At 39.4% G+C, this 12,433-nt stretch carries 14 protein-coding genes; 10 read left to right on the top strand and 4 right to left on the bottom strand.

The window, feature by feature from the left end:
* Positions 1-125 precede the first annotated feature (125 nt).
* Both AC3E9U_RS07640 and AC3E9U_RS07635 read left to right on the top strand, forming a co-directional pair.
* A complete protein-coding gene (locus tag AC3E9U_RS07640) occupies positions 126-809 on the top strand; it encodes a response regulator transcription factor (protein ID WP_488746314.1) in 684 nt (227 codons plus the stop codon).
* On the top strand, positions 810-1,853 hold the full coding sequence (locus AC3E9U_RS07635) for a sensor histidine kinase (protein ID WP_488746313.1): 1,044 nt from the start codon (positions 810-812) through the stop codon (positions 1,851-1,853).
* Here AC3E9U_RS07635 and AC3E9U_RS07630 read toward each other — a convergent pair.
* Positions 1,836-2,888, bottom strand: a complete 1,053-nt coding sequence (locus AC3E9U_RS07630; RefSeq protein ID WP_488746312.1) for a glycosyltransferase — start codon at positions 2,886-2,888, stop codon at positions 1,836-1,838. The genes AC3E9U_RS07635 and AC3E9U_RS07630 overlap by 18 nt on opposite strands.
* Before the next feature lie 153 nt (positions 2,889-3,041).
* Here AC3E9U_RS07630 and trmB point away from each other — a divergent pair, with 153 nt between their 5' ends.
* The 7 genes from trmB (at position 3,042) to AC3E9U_RS07595 (ending at position 7,826) form a co-directional block, all read left to right on the top strand.
* Positions 3,042-3,716, top strand: coding sequence for a tRNA (guanosine(46)-N7)-methyltransferase TrmB (trmB, locus tag AC3E9U_RS07625; protein WP_488746311.1), 675 nt, complete (start codon positions 3,042-3,044; stop codon positions 3,714-3,716).
* Complete coding sequence (locus AC3E9U_RS07620) at positions 3,716-4,345, top strand: LysE family transporter (RefSeq protein ID WP_488746310.1); 630 nt, start codon at positions 3,716-3,718, stop codon at positions 4,343-4,345. Before trmB ends, AC3E9U_RS07620 begins: the two co-directional genes overlap by 1 nt.
* 2 nt (positions 4,346-4,347) lie before the next feature.
* A complete protein-coding gene (locus tag AC3E9U_RS07615) occupies positions 4,348-4,686 on the top strand; it encodes an MGMT family protein (RefSeq protein ID WP_488746309.1) in 339 nt (112 codons plus the stop codon).
* A gap of 122 nt (positions 4,687-4,808) precedes the next feature.
* On the top strand, positions 4,809-5,936 hold the full coding sequence (locus AC3E9U_RS07610) for an Mrp/NBP35 family ATP-binding protein (protein ID WP_488746308.1): 1,128 nt from the start codon (positions 4,809-4,811) through the stop codon (positions 5,934-5,936).
* 87 nt (positions 5,937-6,023) lie between these two features.
* Entirely contained in the window at positions 6,024-6,263 is a 240-nt protein-coding gene (locus AC3E9U_RS07605; protein ID WP_488746307.1) for a NifU family protein, read from the top strand.
* 171 nt (positions 6,264-6,434) lie between these two features.
* The gene (locus tag AC3E9U_RS07600) at positions 6,435-7,487 is read left to right on the top strand and encodes an NAD(P)/FAD-dependent oxidoreductase (RefSeq protein WP_488746306.1); all 1,053 of its coding nucleotides are present in this window, start codon (positions 6,435-6,437) and stop codon (positions 7,485-7,487) included.
* Positions 7,488-7,493: 6 nt separating this feature from the next.
* Positions 7,494-7,826 (top strand): 2Fe-2S iron-sulfur cluster-binding family protein, encoded by a 333-nt coding sequence (locus AC3E9U_RS07595; protein WP_488746305.1) that lies wholly within the window; start codon positions 7,494-7,496, stop codon positions 7,824-7,826.
* A gap of 42 nt (positions 7,827-7,868) precedes the next feature.
* On the opposite strand, the gene AC3E9U_RS07590 is transcribed toward AC3E9U_RS07595, so the two are convergent.
* The 3 genes from AC3E9U_RS07590 to AC3E9U_RS07580 all read right to left on the bottom strand — a co-directional run bounded on the left by AC3E9U_RS07590 (position 7,869) and on the right by AC3E9U_RS07580 (position 10,501).
* A complete protein-coding gene (locus AC3E9U_RS07590; protein WP_488746304.1) occupies positions 7,869-8,651 on the bottom strand; it encodes a DUF3050 domain-containing protein in 783 nt (260 codons plus the stop codon).
* 73 nt (positions 8,652-8,724) lie between these two features.
* Positions 8,725-9,225 carry a DinB family protein gene (locus tag AC3E9U_RS07585; RefSeq protein ID WP_488746303.1) on the bottom strand — a complete coding sequence of 167 codons (501 nt, stop codon included), beginning with the start codon at positions 9,223-9,225 and terminating at the stop codon, positions 8,725-8,727.
* A gap of 97 nt (positions 9,226-9,322) precedes the next feature.
* Complete coding sequence (locus AC3E9U_RS07580) at positions 9,323-10,501, bottom strand: acyl-CoA dehydrogenase family protein (protein ID WP_488746302.1); 1,179 nt, start codon at positions 10,499-10,501, stop codon at positions 9,323-9,325.
* Between the two features lie 146 nt (positions 10,502-10,647).
* Between AC3E9U_RS07580 and AC3E9U_RS07575 the strand changes: the two genes are divergently transcribed.
* Positions 10,648-12,432 carry a helix-turn-helix domain-containing protein gene (locus tag AC3E9U_RS07575; protein ID WP_488746301.1) on the top strand — a complete coding sequence of 595 codons (1,785 nt, stop codon included), beginning with the start codon at positions 10,648-10,650 and terminating at the stop codon, positions 12,430-12,432.
* Position 12,433 lies beyond the last annotated feature (1 nt).

Genomic DNA, 12,433 nt, shown 5'->3' with positions numbered 1-12,433 from the left:
CTTTTGTTCGCATTCTATTATCAAATTGTTACCACATTAAATAATCGTTAAGTCAGGAAATACAACATAAAGCGTTTTGTATTATCTTTACCTTTACAACCCGAAAACACACTAGAGTGTCAATTATGAAAAAGAAAGACATTAAAATTTTGCTGGTTGATGATGAACCGGATATTTTGGAAATCGTTGGGTATAACTTAACGCAGGAAGGATATCAGGTAGTAACGGCAAACAATGGTAAAGAAGCCATTGTAAAAGCGAAAAAAGAACTTCCACAGCTTATCATCATGGATGTGATGATGCCGGAAATGGATGGGATGGAAGCCTGCGAGAACATTCGTAAAATTCCCGAATTAACCGATGTTATTATTACCTTTTTAACGGCACGAAGCGAGGATTATTCACAGGTGGCAGGTTTTGACGCCGGCGCCGATGATTATATAGCCAAACCGATCAAACCGAAATTGCTGGTTAGTAAAGTAAAGGCTTTGTTACGCCGACTTAAAGAGGAGGAAGCGAAGAGCGATGTGATCCGTGTTGGTGAAATTGTAATCAATCGTGAAGAATACAAGGTTATCAACGGTGAACAGGAAATCATACTCCCAAGAAAGGAATTTGAGTTGTTCTATCTGTTAGCAACTAAACCCGGAAAAGTATTCAAAAGAGAAGAGATTCTGGATAAGGTTTGGGGCAATGAAGTGGTCGTGGGCGGAAGAACCATCGACGTTCACATCAGAAAATTAAGAGAAAAAATCGGAGACGATTTGTTTAAAACCATTAAAGGAGTAGGCTATAAGCTCGAACTGTAAATGAGCATCAGTTTTAAGAAATCATACAAATTTGCTGTAAAATCTGCTTTCTATATCACGTTGTTTGCAGCTGGATTGCTGGCTATTTTGCTGTATTTTTTTCTTGAAATCAATTACTCGTTTTTGACCGCATTTACCATCGGTATTTTCCTTTTTTCTTTTTTTGTACTGCAGTTCCGCGTTGAGAAATTCATCTACAAACGCGTCAAGAAAATCTACGACGACGTATCCCTTTTGGATTCCACTACATTAAGAAGCCAGCCAATCACTACCGATATGGCGACCTTGACTCTTGATGTGCAGAAATTTGCCAGAGAGAAAAAAATCGAAATTGAAATGTTGAAAGTTCGTGAGGAATACCGCAGAGAGTTTCTGGGGAATGTTTCTCACGAGCTGAAAACACCTTTATTTACCGTTCAGGGCTATCTGTCAACATTGTTGGACGGAGCTATGAACGACAAATCCATCCGCAAGAAATACCTGGAACGTGCCGAAAAAGGCGTGGAACGACTGATTCATATCGTAAAAGACCTCGATATGATCTCCAAACTGGAAACCGGCGACCAGAATCTCAATTATACGAAATTCAATATCGTGGACGTGGTTCAGAATGTTTTTGATCTGTTGGAAATGAAAGCCGATCAGAAAAGCATCATGCTGATGTTCGACATGAAATACACCAAGCCTATTAATGTCCGTGCCGATCAGGAAAAAATCGAACAGGTATTAACCAATCTGATCGTAAATTCCGTAAAATACGGAAGGGAGAAAGGGACAACGGAAGTCAGCATCGAAAATCTTACCAATGAAAAAGTCATCGTGCGGGTTACGGATAACGGAGAGGGAATCGAGAGTCATAACATACCCCGATTGTTTGAGCGTTTTTTCCGCGTGGATAAAAGCGGGGCGCGTTCGGAAGGTGGTTCAGGATTGGGTCTGTCGATCGTAAAACACATCATTGAAGCGCATAACGAGAAAATTTATGTCGAAAGTAAATACGGTTTCGGCTCCGAATTTTCGTTTACCTTAGAAAAGGCTAAATAATTCTTCCCAGTTTGGTTCTTCGGAACTAATGTTTTTCATCCCTTGGTAAAGATCGGTCTGAAGCAAGTGTTCGGCTTTAAAATCACTTTGTTTTGATGAAGGAACTATGCCTTTCTTTTTTAATTTTTTAGCCAAATACTCCTGCTCATACTGTCCTGGCGTCGGAATAAAGAAAGCTTTTTTGCCCAATTTTGCCAAATCCATAATGGTCGTATAACCCGAACGCGACAGTACCATTTTACTTTGATTGAAAGCGGTTTCCAGTTCGGCTGAATTCATGTAGTTGTAGCAGGTCATGTTAAAACGCTTGCTGCTTTTTTGTTCTTCTTCCACCACACCTCGGACTAAAAGAATGGTGCCGTCGTAATTTTTTAATTCCACTTTCAGTTTTTCTTCCAATAAAGTACGTTGCGGTTCCGGACCCGATAAAATTACCATCAGATCGTATATTTCTTCAAATTCCTTTTTCTGAAAACGGCTTAACGGACCAATGTATTTCAGGTCAAGGCTGGTGCTTTTCAAATGCCCCAGTTTTCCGGATAAATTTGGTTTTTCAGCCACATCAGGAACCCAGCACTTGTCAAATTTTCGGATAAAAAGCTGATGTATCTTTGTTGTAATCCAGGAAGTGTTTCCGGTTAAGACATTTAATTGATGCGTAATGAAGACCGAAGGCGTTTTCTTAGAATGGACCCCCAAACGGTTATCCGAGATGATGCCGTGGATGTCGTATTGCTGTATCCATTGCTCCACTGTTTTGCGTTCATGACGAACCGCTTCCATCATATTAGGGATCTGCTGAAACAGTTTCCATTTGAAATTGGTCCCGTTTTGGGCATACTGAATTTTATAGGAAGGAAGTTCCAAGGCCCTGAGATGCGGGAATTCTTTTTTTAATAGCGCCAAGGCAACGCCATCAGAAGCAAGTATGGGTTCAAAACCGTTTTTTTCCAAGGCGTGAACTATTGGAATACAGCGTGTGGCATGACCCAAACCCCAATTTAAAGGCGCTACTAAAATTCTTTTTTTACTCATTTTTTTCAAGTGGAAGAACTAAATCCGCTTAACTGTTTAATAGCCAATTCTTTCAAAAGATTGTTTATCTTTGGCCGCGAAATAATACTGCAAAGTAAAACTATTTTTATTGCGGTATATTTCCTTAATTTTACCAAAATTTTAAATTACGTCGTGGGAAGTAAAAATAAGTTAAAAAGATTTAAGGAAAACGCTACATTTGATAACGTTTTTCAGCCAACAAGAGATGAGGTGGTTAACGGAACATTTCCGTTGAGAGGTAAGTGGAACAAGGAATTCTTCAAAAATGACCATCCGCTGGTTCTGGAATTGGGTTGTGGAAAAGGAGAATATTCCGTTGGTTTGGCAAATCGCTATCCCGAAAAAAACTTTATCGGTATCGATATTAAAGGAGCCCGCTTCTGGCGCGGAGCCAAAACAGCAGTAGATAACGACATGCATAATGTGGCTTTTTTACGGACACAGATTGAATTGATCGAGAATTGTTTTGCAGAAGGTGAAGTGGATGAGATCTGGATCACATTCCCGGACCCTCAGATAAAATACAAGCGCACCAAACACAGAATGACAAATTCCGAGTTCTTGCAACGCTACAAGAAGATTTTAAAACATGACGGACTGATGAATCTGAAAACCGACAGTGAATTCATGCACGGTTATACGTTAGGTTTGTTGCACGGACAAGGACATGAAGTGATTTATGCGAATCATAACGTGTATAAAAACGAAGGAGCGCCTGAAGTGGTTACGGCGATTCAGACATTCTACGAAAGCCAGTACTTGGAGCAGGATAAACCGATTACTTACATCCAATTCAAAATCAAATAATGAATTATTTTTTGCCGCTAATAATCGGTTTTACCGCAGCGTCAGTTGGTGTGGCTCCTCCGGGACTACTTAACATGACGGCGGCAAAAGTCAGTGCTTTGGACGGAAGAAACCGGGCTGTTATTTTCGCTTTGGGTGCCTGTGTAACGGTTTTTTTTCAAACGTATATAGCTGTTTTATTCGCAAAATTTATTGATAGAAATCCCGATATAGTTGTTCTTTTACAGGAAGTCGGGGTTTTTATTTTTTTAGCATTGACCGTCTATTTTTTTTGGGCCGGCAAAAAGAAAAAAAGGAAAGAGGAAGATGGTAGAAGGAGAACCAAAACCAGTCGTTTCTTTTTGGGCATGCTGCTGGCGTTTCTCAATTTACTGCCTATTCCGTACCATGTTGTGATAAGTATCTGGTGTTCCCGAAAAGGATGGTTTTTCTTTAACCAATCGGATATCTCATTGTTTGTTTTGGGTTCGGTCTCAGGGTCTTTTCTTATGTTTTATCTCTACATTTTATTTTTTAAGAGAAAAGAAGCTGATGAACCTTCGTTCCTGATGACCAACGGAAACTACATCATCGGAACCGTGACCGGAATCATTTCCTTGTTTACCATTTTCAAAATTTTAACCAGTTAAAAATGGCTTCGGATAACGATAATTTTTTTGAGAGAGTTTATGCGGTAGCCCGCCAGATCCCTTACGGAAAAGTTACGTCTTATGGTGCGATTGCCAAAGCTTTGGGAGCGGCCCGTTCCGCAAGAATGGTAGGCTGGGCCATGAATGCATCCCATTTGAAAGAGGATATTCCTGCACACAGAGTAGTCAATAGAAAAGGTGTGCTTACCGGAAAACATCATTTCGATGGCACCAATCTAATGCAGCAATTGCTGGAAAGCGAAGGCGTCAAAGTGGTCGATAATCAGATCGTTGATTTTGAAAAGCATTTCTGGCAGCCCGAAGTTCAAAAAATATCTTAAAAATTCACAAAACTTTTGCGTTTAGCCTTTTCTCTATTGAACTTTTCAAGTTATCTTTGCAATCTAAAATCAGTCTTAATAAAAGGCTGAAAAAGAAAGATTTAAAGTATTCTCATTATAATATGAAATTAGACAGAAAAGAAATTCTTAGCGCACTGGAAACCATTTCCATTGCGGGAGAAGGAAAAAATATGGTCGAAAGCGGCGCGGTGCAAAATGTAATCACTTTCGGAGACGAAGTAGTAGTCGATGTAACACTTCACACACCGGCCCTACACATTAAAAAACGTACTGAAGTAGATATCATCAAAGTAATCCACGAAAAGATCTACGAAAAAGCAAAAGTTAAAGTCAACATCAAAGTAGAAGCTCCCGAGAAACCGGAAATCAAAGGAAAATCCATTCCGGGTATCAGTAATATCATCGCTGTTTCTTCGGGAAAAGGAGGCGTTGGAAAATCTACCATCACGGCCAATTTAGCGGTGACTTTAGCGAACATGGGCTTCAAAGTAGGAGTTTTGGATGCCGATATTTACGGACCATCCATGCCGATCATGTTCGACGTTGAAAAATCAAAACCGATCTCCGTTGAGGTAGACGGTAAATCAAAAATGAAACCGATTACCAGTTACGGAGTGGAATTGCTTTCCATCGGATTTTTTACCAGCCCGGACCAAGCGGTGATCTGGAGAGGACCTATGGCATCCAAAGCGTTAAACCAAATGGTTTTTGATGCAGATTGGGGCGAACTGGATTTCATGTTGATTGATTTACCACCGGGAACCGGAGATATCCATTTATCCATCATGCAGTCGTTGCCTCTTACCGGTGCGGTTGTGGTGAGTACGCCTCAGGCTGTGGCTTTGGCCGATGCTAAAAAAGGGGTGGCGATGTTCCAGAACGAAAGCATCAATGTGCCGGTATTGGGAATCATTGAGAATATGGCTTATTTCACTCCGGAAGAATTACCGGAAAATAAATATTACATCTTCGGGAAAGAAGGCGCTAAAAACCTTGCAGAAGATTTGAATGTACCTTTCCTTGGTGAAGTGCCGATCGTTCAGAGCATCCGTGAAGCGGGAGACTACGGTCGTCCGGCGGCATTGCAAACGGCGACTGCTGTACAGGCAGCGTTCGAAGAATTGGCAAGAAGCGTGGTGTCGGAAACCGTAAAAAGAAACGACAGCCTTCCGCCAACCGAAGCAATAAAAATTACAACAATGGCAGGTTGTTCTGCGGTTAAAAAATAAATCAATGAGCGAATGAGATAATTTGAATCAGCAATTAGATTTCAGGTTATCTCATTTTCAAGTTATCTCATTTTCAAATTAGAAAAGATGAATACAGAAGAACTAACAACAAGCGTAGAAAAAGCATTGGCTGAAATCCGTCCGTTTTTGAATTCCGATGGAGGGGATATCTCCTTGGTGGAAATTGAAGACGGGAAACACGTAAAAGTACGTTTGGAAGGTGCTTGCATTTCCTGTAAAATCAACCAGATGACCCTAAAAGCAGGGGTGGAAACTACGATTAAGAAGTATGCTCCACAGATTGAAACAGTTGTGAATATTGCCTGATTTTTGGGCGTGACCACGGGGGTCGGGCTGTACGTTATATCTTTTTCGGTGACTTCGAGAGCCTCAGCCACCAAAAAAGGATGCCACTCCCATCCCTCACGCAAAACTGATATAAATCATGTTTGTTGATTTAACAACGTTGTAACTTTGTTACTTTGAAACTTAAAAAAAATGATTGAAACTGATATATTAATCATCGGTGCCGGTCCTACGGGGCTTTTTGCCGTTTTTGAAGCCGGACTTTTAAAACTGAAATGCCATATTATCGATGGTCTGCCACAACCGGGTGGACAATTGACCGAGCTGTATCCCAAAAAACCAATTTTCGACATTCCCGGATTTCCTTCCGTATTAGCGGGCGATTTAGTAAGCAATCTGATGGAGCAGATCAAACAGTTCCAACCCGGATTTACGTTAGGAGAAGTGGCCGAAAAAATCGAAAAACTGGAAGACGGTTCCTTCATCGTTACCACTAATAAGGGAACGGAACACAAAGCCAAAGCCGTTGCCATTGCCGGTGGTTTGGGAAGCTTTGAACCGAGAAAGCCGTTAATAGAAGATATAGAATTTTATGAAGATAAAGGAGTAGAATACTTTGTAAAAGATCCGGAAAAATTCCGTAACAAGCGAATTGTAATCGCAGGAGGAGGGGATTCCGCTTTAGACTGGAGTATTTTCCTTGCTGATGTAGCTAAAGAAGTTACATTAATTCACCGAAGAAATGAATTCCGTGGGGCCTTGGATTCCGTAGAAAAAGTTCAGGAACTAAAACATGCCGGAAAAATCCATTTAATTACACCTGCGGAAGTAGTTGGCTTAAATGGGTCGGAACATTTAGAATCCATCGATATTGATGAAAACGGGGCACACCGTAATCTCAAAACCGATTATTTCATTCCCCTTTTCGGACTGACTCCGAAATTAGGTCCGATCGCTCATTGGGGCTTGGAAATTGAGAAAAATGCCATTGTGGTAAACAATGCCTTGGATTATCAGACCAATATAGAAGGAATTTATGCTATTGGTGATGTAAATACTTATCCGGGTAAACTAAAACTGATCCTGTGTGGTTTCCATGAAGCCACATTGATGTGTCAGTCGGTTTACAACAGACTGAATCCGGGTAAAAAATACGTGTTAAAATATACTACAGTTTCCGGTGTTGACGGTTTTGACGGAACCCGAAAAGAAGCAGAGAAAGCCGTTGTAAAAGCAATTGATTAAGTTGATATGTCACAAGACGTTACCATAAAAATTATTGACCGAGAAGGAGTATCTCATGAGGTACAGGCGCCAACCGATATGAACATGAACATCATGGAATTGGTTCGTGCGTATGAATTGGCTCCTGAAGGTACTATAGGAATCTGCGGTGGAATGGCCATGTGTGCGTCCTGCCAGTGCTACGTTTTAAACGATGTGGAATTACCGGAAAAATCGGCCGACGAAGATGCGATGCTCTGGGAAGCCTTCAATGTAAAAGAAAATAGTAGGCTGGGTTGTCAGATCCACATAACGGAAGCCATCGACGGATTGGAAGTCGAACTGGCTCCGGAATCGTAAGAAATAAAAAAGAAAAGTCCCGAATCGATCGGGACTTTTTATTTATACTGCCAAATGGGTTTCGTGAATGTGTTCTTCGATCGCGTCCCACAATCCAATGCGTTTTTCCAGTGCCTGAATGGAAATGCTTTCCACTTCTTTCCATTTTTGGATGTCATTTCCGCAAAGTTCGGTTATCATCTGCATCGCCATTGGTCCGTGGTCGTCCGCATCCAATTCGATATGTCTTTCGAAATAATAAATCAGTTTGGACAAGTCGGTTTCCGGGAAATTGGCCTGGAAATTTTTCAGGATTTCAGAAAACATATCGGGAATCAGATCTTCTCTTCCAAAAGTAAAGGCGGCTGCAATTTCATGCGATTTTCCGTGCTCAATTACCTGAAATGTAAAGTCAAGGAAATCTTTGATCTTCGGATGTAAATCACTGATTTTAATCGATACGAAAATATTCTGCATTGAGATGACACTTTCTAAAAATGTATCGACAGTGTTCGTATTTGCGCCACAGGCTTTCATTGCATCCAGATACATCTCGAAATGACTTTGCCTTTTTCCGTCAAGACTTATGTCGGACTCTTCAGCCAGAACAATTTCATTGATCAGATAACGCATTTCGGCATTAGGAGAAGCAAACCAAGGTGTGGTGGTGCATGTCAGCTTTTGCTGAAGGGCTTTTAGCAATGACATGAAATCCCAAACGGCATATACGTGTCCTTCAAGGAAGTGGCGTAAGTCGTCTACGTTCTGAATTTGCTTATAAAGCGGATGGTTTAATAAGATATTCCTTTGGGTTTGGATATTCTTATTGATAAACTGAATATTCATAGCATTAGGTTTGAACAACAAATTTAAAAAAAGCTTCCCGAATCCGGGAAGCTTTTAACATTGATTTTTATTGTTACATGGACTGTTCGTCGGCAGTAGGCCCGTACATGCCTACTACTGTGGCGCCTACGGCTCTCAGGTAAGCGGTTAACTGCCCGCGGTGGTGAATCGTATGGTTCATGACAAACATTCTGTATACGGATACTTTTGGCATTGTGAAATATACGGTTTCACCGTTTTTCATTGTCCAGTTTTCCTGTAAAGTTTCGTTGCTGACTTCTTTCATCAGTTGAGTCGCCTCTGCTACATTAGCATCATAAAAGGCCAAAAGGTCGTTTACGGTTTGATGATTGGGTGCAATATATTTGATTTTTGCAAAATCCAATTCGGGATGTAAAAAAGTAGCCGGGATCCAGGTTGGTATTTCTGCAATATGATTTGCCAATTGTGAAAGACTCATCGCTTTTTCATTTGATTTGTAATCAAAATGTTCTTCTGATAATGAGGCTAATAGTTTTCTTGTGTTTGCCATTTCATGAAGAAACTCCGGCAGTAAAAATTCATTTAATTTCATAGGAAAAGTTTTATTTCAAATATACCAAAAAACCACAAAAAAAGAGAGCCTTTAGATAAGACTCTCTTTCTGAAAACATTTAATTTATTTTGCTCTATTATTTGAAAGCGGAGAATCCCGTAACATCCATACCTGTGATTAACAAGTGGATATCGTGAGTTCCTTCATAAGTGATCACCGATTCTAAATTCATCATGTGACGCATGATTGAATATTCTCCGGTAATACCCATTCCACCTAACATTTGACGTGCTTCACGTGCGATTTCAACTGCCATGTTTACGTTATTGCGTTTTGCCATTGAAATCTGAGCAGAAGTAGCTCTTCCTTCGTTTCTCAATACGCCTAATCTCCAAGTCAATAATTGTGCTTTGGTGATTTCAGTGATCATTTCGGCTAATTTCTTTTGTTGTAGCTGAGTTGCGCCAATCGGTTTGTCAAACTGTATACGCTCTTTAGAATAACGTAAAGCGGTATCGTAACAATCCATTGCAGCACCAATAGCGCCCCAGGCAATTCCGTAACGCGCTGAATCCAAACATCCAAGCGGCGCTCCCAAACCTGATTTGTTAGGTAATAAGTTTTCTTTAGGTACTTTTACGTTATCGAAGATCAATTCTCCGGTAGCCGAAGCTCGTAAAGACCATTTATTATGTGTTTCAGGAGTTGTAAATCCTTCCATGCCTCTTTCCACGATCAAACCGTGAATTCTTCCTTCTTCATTCTTAGCCCAAACTACTGCGATATCTGCAAAAGGAGCGTTGGAAATCCACATTTTTGCACCATTTAAAAGATAATGGTCGCCCATGTCTTTAAAGTTGGTTGTCATTCCGCCTGGGTTAGAACCATGATCCGGCTCTGTTAAACCAAAACAACCGATCCATTCTCCAGTCGCTAATTTTGGCAAATATTTCATTCGTTGCTCTTCGTTCCCGTATTTCCAGATCGGGTACATTACTAAAGAAGACTGAACCGATGATGTAGAACGTACGCCGGAATCACCACGCTCGATTTCCTGCATGATCAATCCGTAAGAGATTTGGTCCAGACCTGCTCCGCCATATTCTGCAGGGATGTAGGGTCCGAAACCACCGATTTCTCCCAAACCTTTTACAATCTGTTTCGGGAATTCTGCTCTTTGAGCGTATTCTTCAATAATCGGGGATACTTCTTTTTTTACCCATGCGCGAGCAGCATCACGCACTAATTTATGTTCGTCTGTCAGTAAGTCGTCTAACAGGTAATAATCAGGAGCTTGGAATAAGTCTGGTTTCATTGTAATAAAATTTTTGGTTCACAAAAGTAAGCAAAGAAATTTAACTATTCAATTTAGGAGTGTTATAATTTAAACCAAATAATCTTTGCCTAACCTAAATTAAATGTATATTGACTATTTTTGTATAAATTTTCGTAAAGAACGTAATGAGGCTATTATATTATTTTTCGGTTTTCCTGCTGACAAGCTCGCTTTTTGCCCAAAAAAGCGTGGTCTTGAGCAATGCGGAATATCTAAAAATGCAGGATAAAGCCAGGGCGCTGATTAATTCTGATGTAGATAGTTCGTTTTTTTACGCAAACAAAATTGAAAAATCTAATGATTATCTTCATCAGACTTTTGCGGTTGGGCTAAAATCCTATCTGTATCAGATAAAAGGAGACAGCATAAAATCAAAACAATTATATAAAACAGCTTTTGATTTACTAAAAAAAGTACCTTCCGGAACTGAAAAGAAAAAAATGAATGCCTATCTGTTTAATTATGGTGGATTGGCGGAATGGAAAAGAGGGAATTATGGCAAAGCACTTGAGTATTATCAAAAAGGAAAAAAACTGTCTGAAGAACTTGACGATTTAAAACAGGTAGTTAAGTTCAATAACAACATTTCTCAAATAAATAAAGAAGTTGGAAATTATGAATTAGCGATTCGCGCTGCTAAGGAATCGGATAGGATTACAGATAAGATCGAATACCTGTATGATGATGAGCAATTCGCAAACAGTAAAGCGTTGATCAATCTTAATTTAGGAGGCTTCTACGAAAAAAAATACATGCTTAACGAGAAGAACATTTCGATGCTGGATTCTTCGAAGTACTATTATAAAAAAACTATTTTATTTTCCGGGAATCTAAAGATTCTCAAAGTCAATGCCGAATTGGGTCTGGCTAATATATATTATCTGAAAAAGGATTTCGGTAACGCGGAAAAAATCTATCATAAATTATTGGTGGAAACCAAGTCCAACAATATGTTTAAAGAATACAGTGCCAGTAACTGCAACTTAGGTGAGGTGTATTATAACACTAAAGAGTATGATAACGCTTTGATCTATTTTAAAAAAGTGGATTCGATTTACAACAGCAGTAAGGAAAATATCAACCACTTTATTTATTCCAATTATTTTCAGGCAAAGATCTATGCCAGTAAAAAAGAATATGACAAAGCATTAAAGCATTCGAGATTATATCTGGAAAATTTTGAAAAAAATGAGGCTAAATTAAATAGTGAAACCATCGATGTTAACTATAATCTAAGCAGCAACGATTTACAGAATGAGATGAATGATTTGCAGAAGAGGTACAAAAATAAGCACCTGTTAACGAATGCTGCCTTTGTTTTCCTGGCGGTCTTATTCGTATTGCTTGTTTTGGGCTTAATAAAGTATCGAAGTGATAAACGTAAAACAGATAGAAAATTAAATGAACTTATCCTTCAGTACAAGGAAGAAAATGAAAAGAAGAATTTAATAGTAGAAGAAGTAACGGAAGTAGAAGAAACAGGGTTGGTTCCGCCTGATCCTATTATTGTTGAAAGTACAGCCAGGAAGGAAAATGCTATTATCAGTATTGATGAGATAAAAGAGAATGAAATAGTTGATAAACTAAAAAAACTGGAGCACAAACTCTTATACCTTAATCCGGATTTTACGCAGCAATTTGTTGCCAAAAAAATCAAAACAAATACGACATACCTGTCTTATGTGGTCAATAAACGATTTGGTAAATCATTTAGTGAATATTCCAACGAACTGAAGATTAATTATGTTATCAATGAGATGATAACCAATCCGACCTACCGAAAATATTCTACACAAGCCATCGCTGAAAGTGTAGGCTTTAAGAATGCAGTTTCATTTACAAAATCCTTTAGCAAAAGAACAGGTGTTACACCCGTTCAGTTTGCTAAAAAACTGGATAGTGAATTGTAAA

The sequence above is a fragment of the Flavobacterium sp. 21.1 genome, assembly GCF_057801535.1.
The sequence above is the reverse complement of the archived record's forward strand: the minus strand, read 5'-3'. Positions and strand labels throughout refer to the sequence as shown.